The sequence below is a fragment of the Streptomyces sp. NBC_01334 genome (genome assembly GCF_035983595.1).
Lineage (GTDB): Bacteria > Actinomycetota > Actinomycetes > Streptomycetales > Streptomycetaceae > Streptomyces > Streptomyces coriariae.
Genome location: NZ_CP130718.1, coordinates 3,544,399 through 3,563,888 on the forward strand (window position 1 = coordinate 3,544,399; position 19,490 = coordinate 3,563,888).

General features: G+C 70.4%; 19 protein-coding genes and 2 tRNA genes. 3 read left to right on the top strand and 18 right to left on the bottom strand.

The features are described 5' to 3' along the window. Positions 1–118: 118 nt before the first annotated feature. From OG736_RS15915 to OG736_RS15930, 4 genes are all read right to left on the bottom strand, one after another. A tRNA-Ala gene (locus OG736_RS15915) sits at positions 119–191 on the bottom strand. A gap of 131 nt (positions 192–322) precedes the next feature. After that, positions 323–556, bottom strand: a complete 234-nt coding sequence (locus tag OG736_RS15920) for a hypothetical protein (protein WP_003976229.1) — start codon at positions 554–556, stop codon at positions 323–325. Between the two features lie 3 nt (positions 557–559). Continuing rightward, the gene (locus OG736_RS15925; protein WP_199920286.1) at positions 560–733 is read right to left on the bottom strand and encodes a hypothetical protein; all 174 of its coding nucleotides are present in this window, start codon (positions 731–733) and stop codon (positions 560–562) included. A gap of 69 nt (positions 734–802) precedes the next feature. Beyond that, entirely contained in the window at positions 803–2,191 is a 1,389-nt protein-coding gene (locus OG736_RS15930) for an MFS transporter (RefSeq protein WP_327183036.1), read from the bottom strand. Between the two features lie 223 nt (positions 2,192–2,414). Between OG736_RS15930 and OG736_RS15935 the strand changes: the two genes are divergently transcribed. Then, entirely contained in the window at positions 2,415–3,338 is a 924-nt protein-coding gene (locus OG736_RS15935; RefSeq protein WP_442817172.1) for a helix-turn-helix transcriptional regulator, read from the top strand. Positions 3,339–3,428: 90 nt separating this feature from the next. Here OG736_RS15935 and OG736_RS15940 read toward each other — a convergent pair. The 7 genes from OG736_RS15940 to OG736_RS15970 form a co-directional block, all read right to left on the bottom strand. Beyond that, positions 3,429–3,501 (bottom strand) — tRNA-Ala (locus OG736_RS15940). Positions 3,502–3,593: 92 nt separating this feature from the next. Further along, positions 3,594–4,268 carry a histidine phosphatase family protein gene (locus tag OG736_RS15945; protein WP_327183038.1) on the bottom strand — a complete coding sequence of 225 codons (675 nt, stop codon included), beginning with the start codon at positions 4,266–4,268 and terminating at the stop codon, positions 3,594–3,596. Continuing rightward, positions 4,265–4,717, bottom strand: coding sequence for a ribosome silencing factor (gene rsfS / locus OG736_RS15950; RefSeq protein ID WP_327183039.1), 453 nt, complete (start codon positions 4,715–4,717; stop codon positions 4,265–4,267). The genes OG736_RS15945 and rsfS overlap by 4 nt, the downstream gene beginning before the upstream one ends. 120 nt (positions 4,718–4,837) lie before the next feature. After that, positions 4,838–6,667 carry an LCP family protein gene (locus OG736_RS15955; protein ID WP_327183040.1) on the bottom strand — a complete coding sequence of 610 codons (1,830 nt, stop codon included), beginning with the start codon at positions 6,665–6,667 and terminating at the stop codon, positions 4,838–4,840. A gap of 16 nt (positions 6,668–6,683) precedes the next feature. Beyond that, positions 6,684–7,310, bottom strand: coding sequence for a nicotinate-nucleotide adenylyltransferase (nadD, locus tag OG736_RS15960; protein WP_020127784.1), 627 nt, complete (start codon positions 7,308–7,310; stop codon positions 6,684–6,686). Positions 7,311–7,407: 97 nt separating this feature from the next. Then, on the bottom strand, positions 7,408–7,572 hold the full coding sequence (locus OG736_RS15965) for a hypothetical protein (protein WP_199825131.1): 165 nt from the start codon (positions 7,570–7,572) through the stop codon (positions 7,408–7,410). Positions 7,573–7,679: 107 nt separating this feature from the next. Next, positions 7,680–7,841, bottom strand: coding sequence for a hypothetical protein (locus OG736_RS15970; protein ID WP_020127786.1), 162 nt, complete (start codon positions 7,839–7,841; stop codon positions 7,680–7,682). A 155-nt stretch (positions 7,842–7,996) separates the two neighbouring features. Between OG736_RS15970 and OG736_RS15975 the strand changes: the two genes are divergently transcribed. Continuing rightward, positions 7,997–9,148 carry a M48 family metallopeptidase gene (locus tag OG736_RS15975; protein ID WP_327187618.1) on the top strand — a complete coding sequence of 384 codons (1,152 nt, stop codon included), beginning with the start codon at positions 7,997–7,999 and terminating at the stop codon, positions 9,146–9,148. Between the two features lie 24 nt (positions 9,149–9,172). On the opposite strand, the gene OG736_RS15980 is transcribed toward OG736_RS15975, so the two are convergent. The 5 genes from OG736_RS15980 to proB all read right to left on the bottom strand — a co-directional run bounded on the left by OG736_RS15980 (position 9,173) and on the right by proB (position 14,165). Beyond that, the gene (locus OG736_RS15980) at positions 9,173–10,243 is read right to left on the bottom strand and encodes an SCO2583 family membrane protein (RefSeq protein ID WP_327183041.1); all 1,071 of its coding nucleotides are present in this window, start codon (positions 10,241–10,243) and stop codon (positions 9,173–9,175) included. A 66-nt stretch (positions 10,244–10,309) separates the two neighbouring features. Continuing rightward, complete coding sequence (locus OG736_RS15985) at positions 10,310–10,894, bottom strand: SCO2584 family spore wall biosynthesis protein (protein ID WP_442817037.1); 585 nt, start codon at positions 10,892–10,894, stop codon at positions 10,310–10,312. A gap of 95 nt (positions 10,895–10,989) precedes the next feature. Further along, positions 10,990–12,276, bottom strand: a complete 1,287-nt coding sequence (locus OG736_RS15990) for a glutamate-5-semialdehyde dehydrogenase (protein WP_327183043.1) — start codon at positions 12,274–12,276, stop codon at positions 10,990–10,992. A gap of 95 nt (positions 12,277–12,371) precedes the next feature. Next, on the bottom strand, positions 12,372–12,851 hold the full coding sequence (locus tag OG736_RS15995) for a DUF8830 family protein (protein WP_327183044.1): 480 nt from the start codon (positions 12,849–12,851) through the stop codon (positions 12,372–12,374). A gap of 207 nt (positions 12,852–13,058) precedes the next feature. Then, positions 13,059–14,165 carry a glutamate 5-kinase gene (gene proB, locus OG736_RS16000; RefSeq protein WP_327183045.1) on the bottom strand — a complete coding sequence of 369 codons (1,107 nt, stop codon included), beginning with the start codon at positions 14,163–14,165 and terminating at the stop codon, positions 13,059–13,061. A gap of 237 nt (positions 14,166–14,402) precedes the next feature. Between proB and OG736_RS16005 the strand changes: the two genes are divergently transcribed. Further along, positions 14,403–15,803 carry a polysaccharide pyruvyl transferase family protein gene (locus OG736_RS16005; protein ID WP_327183046.1) on the top strand — a complete coding sequence of 467 codons (1,401 nt, stop codon included), beginning with the start codon at positions 14,403–14,405 and terminating at the stop codon, positions 15,801–15,803. 91 nt (positions 15,804–15,894) lie between these two features. Here the strand turns inward: OG736_RS16005 and OG736_RS16010 are convergent, their stop codons facing one another. Further along, positions 15,895–17,121 (bottom strand): glycosyltransferase family 2 protein, encoded by a 1,227-nt coding sequence (locus tag OG736_RS16010; protein WP_327183047.1) that lies wholly within the window; start codon positions 17,119–17,121, stop codon positions 15,895–15,897. 176 nt (positions 17,122–17,297) lie between these two features. Then, positions 17,298–19,397 (bottom strand): CDP-glycerol glycerophosphotransferase family protein, encoded by a 2,100-nt coding sequence (locus OG736_RS16015; RefSeq protein WP_327183048.1) that lies wholly within the window; start codon positions 19,395–19,397, stop codon positions 17,298–17,300. Positions 19,398–19,490 lie beyond the last annotated feature (93 nt).

Sequence of the window (19,490 nt, forward strand, 5' to 3'; positions counted from 1 at the left end):
TCACAAGAGGCGGCCCCGAAGCGTCGGTCCTGACGGAATGTCCGAAGAGGGAATGCCGGACGCCGTCCGAACGCAAAAAGATCCCGCCGGATCGCATCCGATCCGGCGGGATCTGCTGTGGAGCTAAGGAGAATTGAACTCCTGACCTCCTGCATGCCATGCAGGCGCTCTACCAACTGAGCTATAGCCCCTCGTGGCCAAGCGGCGAGGCCGCGTACTGACCGTGTCGCCCGGTTTCCCCGGCGGCGACGCCAACATTACCGGCCCGGGGCGTGGACCACCAAATCGTTTCCGCCCTGTCCGGTTTCAACCGGTATGCGGGTCAAGCGGTGACGAACGAGTAGAACCGCTTGAGCGTGCAGTGCTCCTCGAGGAGCCGTCCGTAGATCGGCTCGCCCTCCAGCTCACGGTACGTCTCGATCGGGTCGCCTTTTATGATCAGCGCCCGCGCGCATTCCTCGCACCAGTACTGGTAGTCGGGGTTGACCGGCTCCATGTCACGGACGATCGGGGTGCCGCTGCCGCACCAGTCGCACTTCCGCCTGTGTGCACCCATCGATCAGCTCCAGCTGTGGCCGCAGGCCGTGCACACGTAGGAAATCCCGCCGTTGTCACCAAGAACCTGGGCCACATGACCGGAACCGCAGGAGGGGCAGCTGAGCCGGGTGGCCTTGTCCGGTGTCACCGCCGCTTCGGAGAGGTCACCGACCTCTCCGAGGATGCTCGCAGGCATCGCTACTCCCTCCCGTCGGGCCGCGCTCCCTTCCGGCCGTTTGATTCTGCCACGGCCAGGCCGATACGGTCAGCGACGCCTCAGTACCAGTCCGGACACGGCACCCAGGGCAGCTGTCGTAGCGAGCGCGAACATGCATGTGAGAAGCGCTTCCGAAGAGGTATACGCCTCTGGGGCCCCAAGTGACTCAAGCCGCTCGAAGAACAGTGTGCCGAAGGCCGCGACACCGATCAGCTGCCCGAGCTGGGTGACCGTGGCGAGCAGTCCGCTGGCGTCCGCCGCGTCCTCGGGCCGCAGCGCCGCCAGCGCCCCGGTGAGCGTCGGGCTGAAGGCGAGGGCGAGCCCGACACCCACGCCGGCGTACGCAGCGTACAGCCAGGCACCGCCGTGGTCGCCGCCCCGGAAGGCCAGCCCCACTCCCAGCACGGACAGCGCGGTGAGCGTGAACCCGGCCGGGGCCAGGGACCGTTGCCAGGACGCGGGCCACCTGCGCCAGGTCAGTCCGACCAGCCCGAAGACCACGGCGGTCGGCGCGAAGGTGAGGCCGGCGCGCAGCGCGCTGTAACCGAGGCCGCCCTGGACGTGAAGGGTCAGCACGAACAGGAACCCCCCGTTGACCGCCATGACGGCCAGCACGCGCACGACGGCGAGACCCATCCCCGGGTGACGCAGCACACGCGGCGCGATCAGCGGGGCGCCGCCCCGCCGGGCGAGCCGGGCCTCGTAGCCACGGAACAGCACCAGCGCGAGGACGCCGACGGCCAGCGACACCCAGGCCCACAGCGGCCAGTCCTCTTCCTGTCCGAGCACGAGCGGCACCGTGATCAGTGACACTGCGGCGCCCAGAAGCACGAGGCCGGGCCAGTCCATTCCGCGCGCCCCTTCCCGCGCCCCCGCGCCCGCTCCCGCGCGTCCCGCTCCCCCACCACGGGGCAGGACGCGCCTGCCGGCGACCAGCAGGACCAGACCCACCGGCACGTTCACGAGGAACACCGGACGCCAGCCGGTGCCCAGCAGATCGGCGGCGACCAGAACGCCGCCCACCACCTGCCCGGCCGCCGCACCGACGGCGAGGACCGCCGCGTAGACGCCCAGTGCCCGCACCCGGGCCTCGCCGGTGAACGTGCGCTGGATCAGGCTGAGCACCTGCGGGATCATCACCGCCGACCCGGCCCCCTGCACCAGCCGGAACACGATCAGTTCGGTACTGCCCTGAGCCAGCCCGCAGGCCAGCGAGGCGGTCGTGAAGAGAGCGAGCCCGACGAGGTGGACGCGGCCGTGCCCGAACCGGTCGCCGAGGCGCGCGCCGGTGATCAGCAGCACCGAGTACGTGATGGCGTATCCGGCGACGACCAGTTGGAGGTCCGCGCCGGAGGCGTTCAGGTCGGAACCGATCGTGGGGGCCGCGACGTTCACGATGAAGACGTCGAGCAGTGCCATGAACTGCGCTGCGAGCACGACCGCCAGGAGCTGCCGAGGCCGATTGTCAGTGCCAGGGTCTTTACTGGCAGCAGGACTTGATGCGGGTGGAACGGGCGCGGGGACCGGGCTCGTCCGGGGTGTCGTCGTCATGCCGTCGAGCGTGACGAGGATCCGGTACGGGTGCCGAGAGCCCGCTGATGCTGGTACTGACGGCACCTGGCAGGGGACGGACGGGGGAGCGACCATGGGGGACGTGGCGATGGGGGACGTGACGACGGTGACGCGAACAGGCACGGAGACAGAGCCGGGACCGGCACCGAGGCCAGCGCCGGGGTCGTCGCATCGACGCCGACCCGAGCTGGCCGCGTTCCTGCGCAGCAGGCGGGCCCGGGTGACACCGGGTGACGTCGGGATGCCACCCGGGCTGCGGCGCCGCACTCCGGGACTGCGGCGCGAGGAGGTCGCGCAGCTCTCGGGCGTGGGCGTGACCTGGTACACCTGGCTGGAGCAGGGCCGGCCGATCAACGCCTCCGCGCAGGTCCTGGACGCCGTGGCGCGCACCCTGCGGCTCGATCCGCCGGAGCGGGAGCATCTGTACCACCTCGCGGAGGTGCCCTACGCGTACATGCCGGAAGCCCTGGTGCAGAGCGTGGGTCCGGAGATCCAGGGCATCATCGACGCCCTGGCGCCCCGACCGGCGGTGGTCTACAACTCGCGCTACGACATCCTGGCCACCAACCCCGTCTACCAAGACCTGTTCATCACGCCGGTGGACGACTGCGCGCCGGGGCCGAACAACGCGCTGTGGCGGCTGTTCACGGTCCGGGAGCAGGACTGCCCGCTGCTGTTCCGGGACAAGGAGCTGCCGGTGATGGTGGCGACCCTGCGGGCGTCGTACGGGCTGCACGCCGGTGAGCCCGGCTGGGAGGACTTCATACGCCGGCTGTCGCAGGCGAGCCCGCTGTTCACGCGGCTGTGGGAGTCCGGTGACGTGGCGGAGCCCGGCCGCCGTGTGAAGGTCTTCCGGCACGAGGCGGTGGGCGAGCTGCGGATGACGTCGATGTCCCTGTCGATCAACGGGATGCCGGAGTGCCGGATCGTCGTGTACACGCCGAACGACGAGGAGACGGAGCGCCGTACGGCCATGTTGCGGAACGGAGCAACGAAAAATCCCGCCCCCTGAGGGGACGGGATCTTCGTGAACAGATCTCAACCGGTCGCTACCGATCTTTGACAACTCAACAGAGTGTCGACCGACAGACCAGGTGATCCGTGGAGCTAAGGAGAATTGAACTCCTGACCTCCTGCATGCCATGCAGGCGCTCTACCAACTGAGCTATAGCCCCTTGTGTTCTTCCCGCTCGGCGGGCGAACAAGAAGAACTTTAGCCTGCGACCTGCCGGAAAGTGAAATCCGGGTCCCGGCGGCCGCACGGCGCTCAGTCGTCGTCGCCGAGCACCGGCTCGGGCAGGGTGCCGGCGTTGTGCTCGAGCAGACGCCAGCCCCGAGCGCCCTCACCGAGGACGGACCAGCAGCAGTTGGAGAGACCGCCGAGGGCCTCCCAGTGGTGGGCGTCCAGGCCGAGGAGTCGGCCGATGGTGGTACGGATGGTGCCGCCGTGACTGACCACGACGAGCGTGCCGTCCTCGGGCAGCTTCTCGGCGTGCCGCAGCACCACGGGAGCGGCACGGTCGGCGACCTCCGACTCCAGTTCGCCGCCGCCTCGACGGACCGGCTCACCGCGCTTCCACGCGGCGTACTCGTCGCCGTGGCCGGCGATGATCTCGTCGTGCGTCAGCCCCTGCCAGAGGCCTGCGTACGTCTCACGCAGGGCCTCGTCGTGGGTCACCTCGAGGCCGGTGAGGGCGACGAGCTCGGCGGCCGTGTTCGCGGCCCGCGACAGGTCCGAGGAGACGATCGCGTCGGGCTGGAGGGAGGCGAGCAGCCGGGCGGCGCGGCGGGCCTGGGCCACACCGGTCTCCGTCAGCTCCACGTCCGTCGTGCCCTGGAAGCGGCGCTCCACGTTCCAGGCGGTCTGGCCGTGCCGCCACAGGATGACCCTGCGGCCACGGCCCGGCTTACGGTCGGTGGCGGTCTCCGCGGCAGCACTCACCGCAGCTCCCCGAACCCGGCCGTGTCGTCCTCCTCGGTTTCGGCCTGCAGCTTGGCGTGCTCCTGGGCCTTGCCGCGGGTCGCCTTGGCGTCGGCGGGCAGATCCAGCTCGGGGCAGTCCTTCCAGAGCCGCTCCAGAGCGTAGAAGACGCGCTCCTCGCTGTGCTGGACGTGGACGACGATGTCGACGTAGTCGAGCAGGATCCAGCGCGCGTCGCGATCGCCCTCACGGCGTACCGGCTTGGCGCCGAGCTCCTTGTTGAGGCGCTCCTCGATCTCGTCGACGATCGACTTGACCTGGCGGTCGTTGGGCGCGGAGGCCAACAGGAAGGCGTCCGTGATCGACAGCACGTCGCTGACGTCGTACGCGATGATGTCGTGCGCGAGCTTGTCGGCAGCCGCCTGGGCGGCGGTCTGGATGAGCTCGATGGAGCGGTCGGTGGCGGTCACTACGTGGCTTTCCGTCGGCGGACACTTGTCCTCAAGGGTCTCACGGTCCGCCGACGGCACCCCACGTGATGGAGGGATCACCCGCGCGGGGGCCGCTTCGGCCGGCTCCCGCGCGTGCTCTCAGTCGGCCGACCCCGCCGAGGAGGGCTGGTAGTCCTCGCCCAGGACGACCGCGACGTCGGCGTTCGCGGAGACCGTGCCCTTCTTCACCGCGTCGGCGTCGAGTCCCAGGGTCTTGGCGACCTCGGTGGCGTTCTCCTTGCCCGCGGCGTCGGCGTAGAGCACCTGGGAGGTGGCCTTCGTCTTCGACGGGGTGCCGGCCTCCGAGAAGGTGAAACCGCCGTTCAGGAGCACCACGCGCGCGTCCTCGGTGTTGGACTTGGTGCCACTGGCGTTCTGGACGGAGACGCTGACGGCGGCGTCCTTGTCGGGGCTCTTCGCGGCGCCGCCGAGGACGTCCTTGACGACGCTCGCGCTGGCCTCCGCGTTGAGGGTGCCGTCGGTCTGCACGGGCAGCAGCGCGGTCTTGTAGTCGCCGCCCTTGGCGAGGTCCGCGAGCTTGGCGAGGAAGGTGCCGAGGTCCTTGTCGGTCAGCGAGGGGTCGAGGATCTGCGCCAGGGTCTGGACGGTGACGGTGGCGCCCTGCGCGTCGGACGACACCTTGCGCAGCACGCCCTGCATGACCTGGCCGAACCGCTCCAGCTGGGCGTTCTGGGCCTCGCCCGGGGCGCGGTAGGTGGCGTAGGCGACGGCCGTCTTGCCGCTGAGGGTCTGCTTCTCGCCCTTGTTGACGAGGGGCGCCCCGCCCTTCTTGGCGGCCGGGTCGGGCACGGTGACGTCGGTGTCGACGTCGATGTTGCCGACGAGGTCGACGAGGTTCTGCAGGTAGGGCGTGTCGAGCCGCCAGGTGCCCTCGATGTCGGTGCCGAGGACGGTGTCCAGCGCGTCGCGCGTACCGGCCGAGCCGTCGTCGTCGACGGACTTGGCGAGGGTCGTCGTGGTGCCGTCCTCGTCCGTGACGACGAGGGAGTTGGGCAGCAGGACCGTGGCGGCCTGCTTGGTGGTGGTGTTGTCGACGAGCAGCACCGTGGAGGTGCCGCCGCCGGTGGTGTTGTGCAGGTGGACGACGACCACGTCACGCTTCTGTGCCTCGGTGGCGGTCGTGGTGCCGGCGCCGGAGTCCGAGGACGACGACAGGCCGGGCAGTTTCCCGGCGTACCAGAGGTAGCCCACTCCGCCGACGGCGACCAGCGCCAGGACCACGGCGAGGGCGACGAGTCGGCTGCGGGCGCGGCGCTTGGCCTCCTCGCGGCGCTCGGTGCGGTTCTCGGTGAAGTTCAGCCAGTCGATGACGTCCTCGGAGTCGCCGTCGGGCTCCTCCACGAACGCGAACTGCTCGGTCTTGTAATCCCGTTGGGGCTCCCCGGGAGCTTCGGACGCGCCGCGCCCGGCCGCCGCCGCACCGGGCCGTCCGTCGGCGTCGATGCCGGTTCCGGCCTCGGCCTCCGCCCCGGTCTCGACCGGACGGCCCTGCTGCGGGATGTAGGCGGTCTGCTCGGCGGCGCGGGGCTGTTCGACGCGGGGCTGCTGCCCGCTGGTGGCGGTCTGCCCGTAGGGGTCGTACGGGGCCTGCGTCACGGTGCCGTAGGGGTCGTAGCCGACGGGAGCCTGGCGGCCGGTGTCGTACGGGTCGTACGCGGGCGTGGCCGGCTGCTGCCCGGTGTCGTACGGGTCGTAGGCAGGCGTCTGCTGCTGCCCGCCCGTGGCGTAGGGGTCGTAGCCGTACCCCTGCTGCCCCTGGGGCTGCTGCGTCTGCTGCCCGTACGGGTCGTAGGACTGCTGCGGAACCTGCTGCGCCGGGACCTGTCGGTAGACGGGCTGCCCGAACTCGTCGTAGCCGACGAGCTCGTACTGGTCGCCCCCGTACCCCGCGTCGTATCGGTCGTTCACCGGTACCCCTCTCGGCTCACTCGCCGCGGTACAGCTCGCGCTTGTCGATGTAGCGCACGACCCCGTCCGGCACCAGATACCAGACGGGGTCGCCCTTGGCGACTCTCGCACGGCAGTCTGTGGAGGAGATGGCGAGCGCGGGCACCTCGACGAGCGAGACACCGCCTTCGGGCAGACCGGGATCCGTCAGGTTGTGTCCCGGCCGGGTGACGCCGATGAAGTGCGAGAGGGAGAACAGTTCCTCGCTGTCCCGCCAGGTCAGGATCTGACCCAGGGCGTCGGCGCCGGTGATGAAGAACAGGTCGCTCTCGGGGTTGAGGGCCCGGAGGTCGCGCAGGGTGTCCACGGTGTACGTGGGGCCACCGCGGTCGATGTCGATACGGCTCACCGAGAACTGCGGGTTCTCTGCGGTCGCGATGACCGTCATCAGGTAGCGGTCCTCGGCCGGGGAGACACTGCGATGGCTCTTCTGCCACGGCTGGCCGGTCGGGACGAACACGACCTCGTCCAGGCGGAACTGCGCGGCGACCTCACTGGCCGCCACGAGGTGTCCGTGGTGGATCGGATCGAACGTTCCGCCCATGACGCCGAGACGGCGCTTTCCCGGGCTCGACGGGCCGGTAGGCATGTCCTGCTCTCCCATGCGTGCAGACCCTACCGGCCCGGTCCCGGCGCCCCGGCCGGCGGATGCCCGGAGCGCCCCGCTATGCCGGACTGCCCGTCGGTGAACACGTCGTGGCTCAGCGGTCGCGGTTGAAGCGGGTGGTGATCCACAGCAGGAGCATCAGGATGAGGAAAGCCGCGCCGCCGGTGATGTACGGGCTGAGGCTCTCGTGGTTGCCACCGTGCTCCTCGCCCTCGGCGGCGAGGGTGACCAGCTGGGCAGCGGTGCTGTGAAGGCTCATCTTCGGCAGGACCTATCCGGTGGGCGGGATAAAGATGTCGGCCCATGGTAAGCGGGCGCCCGCGCGGCGATCACGCCGACTCCGCCATCGGGAACCTTCCCGGCGGCTCAGTCGTCCTTCCGCTTGTAGCCCCGCAGCAGGAACCACGCGGTGAGCACACAGCCCAGGATCATCACGACCAGTACGACGCGGAGCAGATTCCCCGCCCCCTGCTGCTGAGCGGCGCCGGCGGCTTCGGTGAGCCAGGCGGCTGCGGGGTGGTGCTCCATGGGGCGGGACTCCTTCGGTGTAGTGCCCGTCCACGGTAACTCCGCCTAGGCTGGGATCCGCTTCGGGGGCGCAAAGGGCCGCACAAGGGTCCGTAAAGGGTCAGGCAGAGGCCACACAGCAGGTAGCGGCCACACAGACGCACATGGGGGAAGACATGTCCGACGACGGCCACGAGCAGAACGGCACGGGCCACGAGAGCGTGCCCAGCAGGCAGCGCAGGCGCTTCCCGGGAATCTCCTCCCGTGCGTACGAGCACCCGGCAGACCGCTCCGCCCTGGTGGCGCTGCGCAAGCTGAGCGGCTTCGACACCGTGTTCAAGGCGCTCAGCGGGCTGTTGCCCGAGCGGAGCCTGCGGCTGATGTTCCTGTCCGACTCGGTGCGGGTCTCCGACCAGCAGTTCGCGCACCTCAACGACATGCTGCGGGACGCCTGTTACATCCTGGACCTGGAGAAGGTCCCGCCGATGTACGTCACCCAGGACCCGCAGCCCAACGCGATGTGCATCGGTCTGGACGAGCCGATCATCGTGGTCACCACCGGGCTCGTCGAGCTGCTCGACGAGGAGGAGATGCGCGCGGTCGTCGGCCACGAGGTGGGCCACGCCCTGTCCGGGCACGCCGTGTACCGCACGATCCTGCTGTTCCTGACGAGCCTGGCGATCCGGATCGCGTGGATCCCGCTGGGCAACCTCGCGATCATGGCGATCGTCACGGCGCTGCGCGAGTGGTTCCGCAAGTCGGAGCTGTCCGCCGACCGGGCGGGTCTTCTCGTCGGCCAGGACCTGAAGGCCTCGATGCGCGGCCTGATGAAGATCGCCGGCGGCAATCACCTGCACGAGATGAACGTGGACGCGTTCCTGCAGCAGGCCGAGGAGTACGAGGCGGGCGGCGACCTGCGCGACTCCGTGCTGAAGATCCTCAACGTGCTGCCCCGCACGCACCCCTTCACCACCGTGCGCGCGGCCGAGCTGAAGAAGTGGGCCGAGTCCCGCGACCACCAGCGGATCATGGACGGCCACTACCCGCGGCGCACCGAGGACAAGGACACCTCGGTCACGGACTCCTTCCGCGAGTCCGCGAGCCACTACGCGACGAGCGTCAAGAGCTCCAAGGACCCGCTGATGAAGCTGGTCAGCGACATCGCGGGCGGGGCGGGCGACCTGGGCGGCCGGGTGCGGCGCGGCTTCGGCGGGTTCGCGGGCTCGGCTCCGGCGGAGGACCAGCCGCCGAGGAACGGCTCGGCGGGATCGGACGACTCGGACGGAGCGGACGGGCCCACGGACACGCCTCCGCGCGCCGACAACTGATCCGCAGCACGGTCCTGAGCGGACTCACACCTTCGGCTGTGCGCTCGTCGCGAGCGATCCGCACAGGGCCGTCGCGCCGCCCGTCGCGTAGGGGTCCGTGCCGGCCGGGCCGCCCGTCTTCGCGGTCTGGCCGGCCAGCAGCGGACGCAGGTGGTTCGTGGAGTCCTCGGCGCAGGACAGCGGGCCGGCCTGGACGTAGGACACGATCAGCTGGACCTGGTGGGTGCGCAGGTCGGTGCGGTCGAAGCGGAAGTGCAGCTCGCGGCGGACGGTGAAGAGGGAGGCCGAGGTGTCGACGCCCGCGCCGGCCGGCCGCAGCGCGTACACGAAGGTGTGGTCCGCGGTGACCTCGAGGGTCGCGGAGTCGGTCTCGGCGGCCTGGAGCGTGCCCTGGACGCGGATCTTGCTGTCGGCCAGCTGGGCCTGGGCGGGGTCGAAGCGGACCAGCCAGCCGGTCGGCGCGTGCCGGCCGTCGGCGGCCGGGTGGCTGAAGCTCTCGTCGAACTGGTCGAGCTGCTCGGCGGCGACCAGGGCCCGCACGGGCCGCACCTGCTGCCGGGTGAGCACCTCCGGATAGAGGGAGGAGTGCACGATGTACTCCTTGGCCGCGGTCAGGGCGGTGACGACCTGGCTGTCGGAGAAGTGCGCGGTGCGCCGCGAGGCGGGCAGCGGGATCCCCTCGGCGCCGATCCGGAACTGCGCGGCAGGACTGTGCGCGAACAGCGAATCGGGGTCGGCGGCGCCGGGCACGACACCCTGCGGGGAGAGCGGGATGACGGTCATCCGCAGGGGCTCGACGGACCGACGGGCCACGGAGCTCTGGTAGGGGTTGCGCACGCCCATGTAGATGGCGGTCCCGAAGGCGACGGCGATCAGCATGACCAGGATCAGTACCTGCCGCGACAGGCCCCGGCGCCGGGGCGGCCGGCGGCGGACGGCGGGCGCGTGGTCGGCCATGCGCTCCTGCGCGGAGTACTCCTGGATGCGGGCAGCACGGACGAACGATTCGTCGAAGACGACGGATCGGTACTCGTCCTCTCCACCTCCGGGAGTGCCCTCGGGTGTCCCCTCCGGTGGGTCTCCAGGCCCGGCCATACTTTCAGAGTAGGTCGCACGGACCCCAGGTAAACGCCCTGCCGCACGACAACTTCTGACAGACGCTCAGGGCGTGCGCGGAACCGCCGAGACAGGTGGCTGGGAGTAGTCGGCGGACGCCGAGGGAGGCGGCACGCTCCCCTGTTCGAGACCGGTCGTGGCGGGCGAGGGCAGCTGGTCCCGGCTGCCCGACGAGGCGCCCCGGTAGACCGCGGCGAAGGCCAGCGCGACCATGCCGACGCCCATGACGAGGGCGAGCATCCAGGCGACGGGGCGATGCCAGCGGACCTGCCTGCCGTACGCCCCCGGGGCGCCGTAGCGGCGTTCCCACGCTTCGGGGAGGTCGGCGTCGTCCAGCTCGTCGAGATCGGGATCATGGCCGAAATCGCCGGGTCCGTCGGGACCGTAGGCATCGTCGTAGTGGTCGCCTCTGGCGCGGGCCCTGCGGGCCTCGGCCTCGGAGGCCTCGGCTCTCGCCTCCGCGGCGGCCAGGAGGCGCTCCACGGCGGTCGGCTCGTGCACCACGGCCGCCTTGACGAACGCCTCGTCGAAGACCACGGAGGCGAACTCTTCGTCCGACACCCCGCGGTCGTGGTCGTCGTCGGGCTCCCAGCCGTCAGGGAACGGCGTACCCCCCACGTCCTCCGGCACAAATCCAGAGTAGACCTGGGGGGTCAATTTGGGCAGTCGGTAGGGAAATTCATCCGCCGGATGAGACACCTCTCACGACAGCCCCGAAGGGCGTTTCAGCGCCGTACGTGCCCGTCGCCCGTGACGATGTACTTGGTGCTGGTCAGCTCCGGGAGGCCCATCGGGCCCCGGGCGTGCAGCTTCTGGGTGGAGATGCCGATCTCCGCACCGAAGCCGAACTGGCCGCCGTCGGTGAAGCGGGTGGAGGCGTTCACGGCCACCGTGGTGGAGTCCACCAACTGGGTGAAGCGACGGGCGGCCTGCTGCGAGGTGGTGACGATGGCCTCGGTGTGGCCGGAGGTCCACAGCCGGATGTGCTCGACGGCCCGGTCCAGCGAGTCGACGACGGCGGCGGCGATGTCGTAGGAGAGGTATTCCGTCTCCCAGTCCTCGGGCGTGGCCTCGACCACGGTCGCCTTGGAGTCCTTGGCATAGGCCAGCACGCGCTCGTCGGCGTGCACGGTCACGCCCGCCTCCGCGAGGGCGTCGAGGGCGCGCGGCAGGAACCGGGGGGCGATGTCCTGGTGGACCAGGAGGGTCTCGGCGGCGTTGCAGACGCTGACCCGGTGCGCCTTGGAGTTGATCAGGATGTCGATCGCCATGTCGAGGTCGGCGTGGGCGTCGACGTAGACGTGGCAGTTGCCGGTGCCGGTCTCGATGACCGGGACGGTGGACTCCGTGACCACGGTCCGGATGAGCGAGGCGCCGCCGCGCGGGATGAGGACGTCGACCAGGCCGCGGGCCCGCATCAGCTCGCGTACGCTGTCGCGGCCCTCGCCGGGCACCAGCTGTACGGCGTCGGCGGGCAGCCCGGCACCGCCCACGGCGTCGCGGATCACCCGGACGAGGGCGGTGTTCGACTCGTAGGCGGAGGACGAGCCGCGCAGCAGGACCGCGTTGCCGGCCTTCAGGCAGAGGGCGGCGGCGTCCACGGTGACGTTCGGGCGGGCCTCGTAGATGATGCCGACGACGCCGAGCGGGACGCGGACCTGGCGCAGGTCGATGCCGTTGGGGAGGGTGGAACCGCGGACGACCTCACCGACCGGGTCGGGCAGCGCGACGACGTCCCGGACGTCCGCGGCGATGGCCCGCACCCGCTCCGGGGTGAGGGTCAGCCGGTCCACGATCGCCTCGCTGGTGCCCGCCTCCCGGGCCTTGGCGATGTCCCTCGCATTGGCCTCGACGATTTCGCTCGTACGGACCTCCAGCGCGTCCGCGATGGCGAGCAGCGCGTCGTCCTTGGCGGCCCGGGGCAGCGGCGCGAGGTCGGCGGCGGCCGCCTTGGCACGGTAGGCGGCGCGGGTGACCGGGGACATGGAGTCGTACGGCGAGAGCGTGGTCATAAGGGAAGGGTAGTGCGCCGCGCGGGCCGGTCCACCGTTCGTTCCACACCCCGAGATGTGCCGCCGGAACACACCGGGGCCCGTCGGCGAGAGGCTCAGTACGGGTGGACGCCGACCGGGGTCGCCGGGGCCGGTCCGTAGCCCTCCGCGATGCGCTGGTGGTAGGTCTGGCGGTCGATGACCTCCAGGCCGACGATCTCCCAGGGCGGCAGCCCGGCGGTCTGGCGGTGCTCTCCCCACAGCCGCAGGGCGACGGCGGCCGCGTCGTGCAGGTCGCGGGCCTCCTCCCAGTACCGGATCTCGGCGTGGTCGCCCGCGTACCTGCTGGTCAGGAGGAAGGGATGGTCGTGGGCGAGCTGTTCGAGGGCCCGCCGGACCTCCTTCAGCGGGGCCTCCTCACCGGAGACGCTGAGGGTGACATGCCACAGCCGCGGGAGGTCCACGGGCTGTCCGCCCTTCGACTCGGCGCCCTCCTGGGCCAGGTACCGGTCGCCCGCCGCCACGCTGGTCAGGGCGCGCTCCTCACCCGGCGCGCGCGCGGGCGCGGGCGCGGGACTCGCGGTGCGTGACGACACCGGACCGGCCGCACGCGGCGCCGCCGAACCGGTTTCGCCGGTACTCCCACGGGTCGCTGCCACCCCAGGGCGCACTCGTCTCACGACGGCCTCCTTTACGCAGCGCTCGTGCGGAATCTGTCCCTGGAACAAAGTTGAGCAGGCCGCACGGCTCCGCGGGGCGGTTTCACGGAACGTCCCCCACCGGTACGGACCGTTCGAGCGGGTTTACGGGTGCAGGATCACCAGGTCGTCCCGGTGGACGACCTCTCGCTCGTACTCCGCGCCCAGCTCACGCGCCAGTTCCCTGGTCGACCGCCCGATCAGCTGGGGGATCTCCTTGGCGTCGAAGTTGACGAGACCGCGGGCCACCGCGCGGCCCCGGGTGTCGCGCAGTTCGACGGGGTCACCCGCGCTGAACTCGCCCTCGACGGCGGCGATCCCGGCCGGCAGCAGCGAGGTGCGCCGCTCGACGACCGCGCGCACCGCCCCGTCGTCCAGCGTCAGCGAGCCCTGCGGGGTGGAGGCGTGCTGGAGCCACAGCAGCCGGTCGGCGGAACGCTTGCCGGTGGAGTGGAAGTAGGTGCCGGTGTCCCCGCCGGTGAAGGCGTCGGCGGCGTGGACGGCGCTGGTGAGGACCACCGGGATGCCGGCGGCGGCCGCGATCCGGGCGGCCTCGACCTTGGTGACCATGCCGCCGGTGCCGACGCCCGCCTTGCCGGTGCTGCCGATCTCGACGTGCGCGAGGTCCTCGGGGCGCCGCACCTCGGCGATCCGGGAGGTGCCGGGCCTGCCGGGGTCGCCGTCGTACACGCCGTCGACGTCGGACAGGAGGATCAGCAGGTCGGCGTGGACCAGGTGGGCGACGAGGGCGGCGAGCCGGTCGTTGTCGCCGAAGCGGATCTCGTCGGTGGCGACGGTGTCGTTCTCGTTGACGATCGGGAACGCGCCCATCGCGAGCAGCTCGTCGAGGGTGCGGGAGGCGTTGCGGTGGTGGGCCCGTCGGCTCATGTCGTCGCTGGTCAGCAGCACCTGTCCGACACGGACGCCGTAGCGGGCGAAGGAGGCGGTGTAGCGGGCGACGAGCAGGCCCTGGCCGACGCTCGCGGCGGCCTGCTGGCGGGCGAGGTCCCGGGGGCGGCGGCGCAGGCCCAGCGGGGCGAGGCCGGCGGCGATGGCACCCGAGGAGACGAGCACGATCTCCTTCTCTCCCCCGCTGCGGCTCTTGGCGAGGACGTCGACGAGCGCGTCGACCCGGTCGGCGTCGAGCCCGCCGGAGGCGGTGGTCAGCGACGAGGAGCCGACCTTGACGACGATCCTGCGGGCCTCGCTCACGGCCTGCCTTGCCCCTGCCACCTTGTTCTTCGCCCCTCGCGTAGGTCGACGGCTGCCCGCCTGGCAATCTACGCGAACAGGGGCGGAGGCCGCGCAGGAGTTTCACCTCGCGGACAGCGCGCTGCCGTAACCGTTCGCTCACGCTTTGCGTACGGCAAAAAGGTTGTACTGGTTCCCCATGTAATTTGAAGAGAACACAAATTTATTTTGAAGTTTGTGTCACCTACAGTTCGCCCTGTGAAGCGCATACTCCTGAGATCGGGGAAGAGCCCCTTCGACGTCGTCCCCGTCGAGGAAGCCCTCCACCGCGACGTGATCGCCACCAACTCCGGCAACCTGATCTTCAGTGATGCCGCCCACAAGATCCTCACCACGCCGGACTCCGAGGTCTTCTCGAACGGCATGCGCACGGACGTGAGCGCGGCGGCCCGCATCAACGAGGAGTACGACGCCTTCGTCGTGCCCCTCGCCAACGCCTTCCGGCCGACCTTCGAGCAGCCGCTCCAGCGGCTGACCAGGCTCATCGGGAAGCTGAAGATCCCGGTCGTCGTGATGGGTGTCGGCGCGCAGACCGGTGTGACCTACGACCCGGCGCGGCTGAAGCCCATGGAGGCCAGCGTGCGCGCCTTCTGCTCGGCGGTGCTGGAGCACAGCGCCTCCATAGGCGTGCGGGGCGAGTTCACCGAGCAGTACCTGAACGACATGGGCTTCCGGGACGTCGAGGTCATCGGCTGCCCGTCGATGTTCATGCACGGCGACCGGCTGCCCGTCGAGAAGAAGACGCCGACGCTGACCGCGGAGTCGCGGATCGGCATCAACGGTTCGCACACCGCGGTGCGCGGCGGCGGTCTGCACAAGGTCATCACCCGTACCCACGAGCGCTACCCGAACCTGCGCTACATAGGCCAGAACCTCACCGACGCCAAGCAGCTGCACTGGCGGGACGTGGACTCCCCGGCCGGCCGGATCACCGAGATGCCGACCCACCCCGACCACCCGATGTACCGGGAGGACAAGGCCCGGGTCTACATCGACCCGATCACCTGGATCGACGATCTGCGGGACTTCGACTACTCGTTCGGCTCACGCATCCACGGCAACATCGCGGCGCTGCTGGCGGGCACGCCCGCGACCGTGCTGGCCTTCGACTCGCGCACGCTGGAGCTGTGCCGCTACTTCGAGATACCGCACCGGCTGCTCAGCGAGGTGCCCGCGGACCTCGACCCGGCCGACCTCTACGAGGAGGCCGACTTCAGCGGGCTCACCGGCAACCACAAGGAGCGCTTCGACCGGTTCACCGCGTTCCTGGACAAGAACGGGCTGCCGAACACCTTCACCCACGGCGACGGCGGCGTGGCCTTCGAGAAGAAGCTGCGCTCGCTGTCCTTCCCGCCGGGCGTGCGCCCCTGGAACGACGCCGACCTCGCCTCGCTGGCCGGCCGGTTCGGCTGGCTCCAGCAGCGCATCACCGAACTGGACACCCACAACGCCCAGTTGAAGCGGGACCTGGCGAAGAACCGGCCCGGCGCGAAGGCCGCGGCCAAGGCCGCCGCGGTCATCCCCGCCCCGTCGATCTACCGTCGCGCGAAGCGTGCCGTGGGCGGCCCGCTGCGTCGCGCGCTGAAGCCGAGCAAGTAGGCCCCACCGAGCACGACCGGGCGACGCGGCACCACCGCCGGGCGGAACCACGGCCGGACGGCACCACGGCACGGCGGCACCGCACGCGGGCTCACGCCGCCGCCGTGCCGCCCGGTCGCATCGGGCGCCGGAGTCGGCGAAGCCTGCGGCGGACCTTGCGGACGAAGCCGCGGAGGAAGGTCTCGGCCCGGTCCTTGCGCCAGCCGGGGAAGTCCTTCGCCTCGCGCGGCTCGGCCAGGTAGATCCGGTCGGGCAGGCCGGCCGTGCGGGAGCCGTAGTGCGGGTAGGCCAGGTAGAGCTGGGTGTTGCGCTTCTTCAGGACCGGGACCGGCTCGCTCTTGGCCTTGATGAACTCGAGGACGTCCACGAGGAGTTCGGAGCGCTGCCGGGCCACCAGCTCCAGGCGCAGCCGCTCGTGGACCCGGAGTCGCTGGGCGACGCCCTCGTTCCAGTAGGCGTCCATCAGCGGCTTGGCCAGCTCCATCTTGGTGCGCCGGATCTCCTCGTCGTTCCTGAGGAAGACGGGCCCGAACTGCGGCAGCACGGTGACCAGGAAGGGGCGGACCATGAGCACGTCCCGCTTGGCGCCGGGCGGGACGAGGCGCTCCAGCAGGCCCATCAGGGCGCGCGCGGAGTCGAAGCGCAGGGTGTAACTCCCGCTCTTCGTCACATGCTTGCCGTCGGTGCGGCCCACCAGGTAGTAGCAGGTGTAGTCGGCGACCACGGAGACGCCGTCGGCCCGCAGATAGGCCTCCATCGTGAACAGGGCGTCCTCGCCCGTCCACAGCGACTCGTCGAAGCGCATGCCGTGGCGCTCCAGGAACTCCCGACGGAACAGCTTCTGCGCGCTGAGCGTGAACTTGATGTTGGAGGAGTAGACGTCCGTACGGTCGAGGGTCTCGCCCCACATCGACCTCGGCGGCTTGCGGTTTATGCCCTCGACGCGGCCGAGGACCACGTCCGTGCCGTTGCGGTCGGCCATGGCCACCATGCGCTCCAGGGCCTCGGCGCCGAGCCGGTCGTCGGCGTCGAGGAAGAAGACGTAGCGCCCGGTGGCCTTGGAGAGGCCGACGTTGCGCGGGCCGCTGGGGCCGCCGGAGTTCTCCTGGCGGATCACGGTGACGGCCATGGGCACGCGGGCGGCGAACTCCTCCAGGTACTCCCCGGTGCCGTCCCGGGAGCCGTCGTCCACCGCGATGACCTCCAGGCGCGCCGCGTCCAGGGTCTGTGCCTCGACCGATGCCAGGCACTCGACCAGGTACGGCATCGCTTCGTACGCCCCGATGACCACCGTGACGTCAGGCTGCGCAGTGGTCACTTTTCCCTCTCATCACGCACCGGTTCCCCCGCATGAACACTTTGGATACCCGGTAGACGATGGATGAACGGGGTGGGTTGCCTGGGTTTCGGTACGTGTCCCACATCACAGAACGCAACTGAGGCCGGGCCCCCGGAGAGTTCTCTCCGGGGGCCCGGCCTCAGGAAATACGGGCGTCAGCCGGCCGTAACACCCTTGGCATCCTTGGGCAGTTCGGTGGCGTCGTCCGGCGCGGCGCCGACCGCGTTGTCCGCCGCGGCGGCGTGCGACTCCTGGCCGACGTTGCGCGCCTCGGCCTTCAGCGCCAGATCGGTGATCGCGGTGTCGAACTGTTCGAGCGAGGTGGGCTCGTCGGGTCCGAGCAGGTACTCCTTGAGTTCCTTGCGGTCCTTGGCCAGCGGATCGGCGGCCGGGTTGCCGACCGCGTCGAGCAGCTGGTCCAGCTCGGCGGCGCTGTTGGTGAGGATCACCGCCGCGCGCACGGCGGTGTTCTGCCGCCTGAACTCCTCGGCGCCCAGCTCCGCGGAGTCCGCGACCGCATACGGCTTGCCGCTCGCGATGAAGTCGGAGACCACGCTGGAGATGTCCGAGACCATCGCCTCGGAGGCGTTGAAGCAGTCGTACAGGCGGGGTCCGGCGCCGGTGATCACCCGGTGCTCGAAGGAGGGGAAGGAGCGCCAGTAGGCCTCGTTCCACTCGGCGCGCAGCCGGGCGGCCTCCTGGTGCTTGCGGACGTCGACGATGCCGTCACGGCTCGTCACGGCCTCGTCGGCGCGCTCGTCGAACGCGAGGGAGAGGCCGTCCAGCCGGGCCTTGAGGCGGGTCAGTTCCGCCTTGGCCTTGGCCTCGGACGCCGGGTCCGCGGTGAAGCGGGGGTCGCTCGCGCGCTGGGCGGCGGCCTTCTTGATCAGGGCGGTGATCCGCCGGTGCGCGGCGCCCGCCTTGGCGCTGCGGGTGCCGGTGAAGGGGTGCGGCTTGTACAGGACGCGGACCGGGGGATCGGCCGCGACCAGCTTCTTCACGATGTTCTCGCCGGCCAGCAGGAGCGAGGTGTTGCCCGGGTTGTCATCCCAGCCCTCCCAGGTGGGCGCGTACAGGACCGTCGCCATACGACCCGCGGGCGTGCCCTGCGAGGTCCTGATCGGCGCCAGCTGCGGACGGCCGACCTCCACGATGTCCTCGTCGCGGATGCCGACGTCGGCGATGGCGTAGCGGTCGCGGCCCGCGCGGCCGGCGGTCCACACCTCGTCGTAGACCTTGCTGAACGGGTTGACGCTGGCGAGCTTGTCGCTGTCGCCGTGGCCGATGAAGACGTGCTTCATGGTCGGCACCCGCAGCAGGTGGATGTTCTTGCCGACGTTCGCGCAGTACAACGCGACCCGCACCATGGACAGGTCCATGTTCATCAGGTGCACCCCCCCGGGCACGCAGACGACAGGGACCGAGGTGGGCGCCATCTTCTCCAGGACGGTGCGCTCACGCAGGATGACCAGGGGCCGGGACTCCATCTGCTCCATGGTCTCCAGCCACATGTTGACCTGGTAGGCGGAGTCGTCGGAGCCGGAGAAGTACAGCACCGTCTGCGGCCGGTACTCGCGCAGCCAGGCGCTGACCGTGCCGAGCACCTTGTCGGCCTTCGGCGGCAGCCGCTTCGCCCGCAGGTGCGGCACCAGCACCAGCACGTACAGCGCGCCCAGGCCCAGGGTGACGCCGATGCCGGCGAAGCCCGCGGCCTCGGAGTCGGTGACCGCGCTGACGAGGAGACCCACGACGGCCGCGAGGTCGAGGTGGAGCATCTTCACGGTGGCGCGGCTCAGCAGCCGGCGCGGCGGCGCGTCCGGGATGCGCAGCCTGGAGGCCAGGTCGACGTTCCTGGTCACGACCGGCATCTGACGGCGCTTGCCGATCAGGGTGATCAGCGCGCCGTGCGGGGCCTGGAGACCGAAGAACACCGTGAAGCACGCGATCGCCGCGTAGAAGACCGGCTCCTGGGAGAGGTCGAGTCTCGCCAGCAGCAGGATCAGCAGCAGCTCGCGGACCAGGAACCGGGTGGACAGACCGGCCCGCACCTTGCCCAGGAGGGCGATGAGGCGACTGCCTTTGCGGTGGAGGTAAAGGTCCGCCAGGTACGTCACGGCGGCCGCGACGGCGAAGGCGGGGGCGCTCGGAACGAGCGCGGCCGCCATGAGGCCGGGGTAGCCCAGCATCATGAGGACCGCCGCGGCCAGTTCGGCCGCGCTGCCCACCCGGGCTACGCGAATAGCGGTGGATATCACGGAGAAACCTGCTCTGGGAGGGGGCCGGTCAGAGGTACTAAAAGTCCGGAAAATCCTTTGTGAAGGTTTCGGGAGTTTTACGGCTCAGGCCTC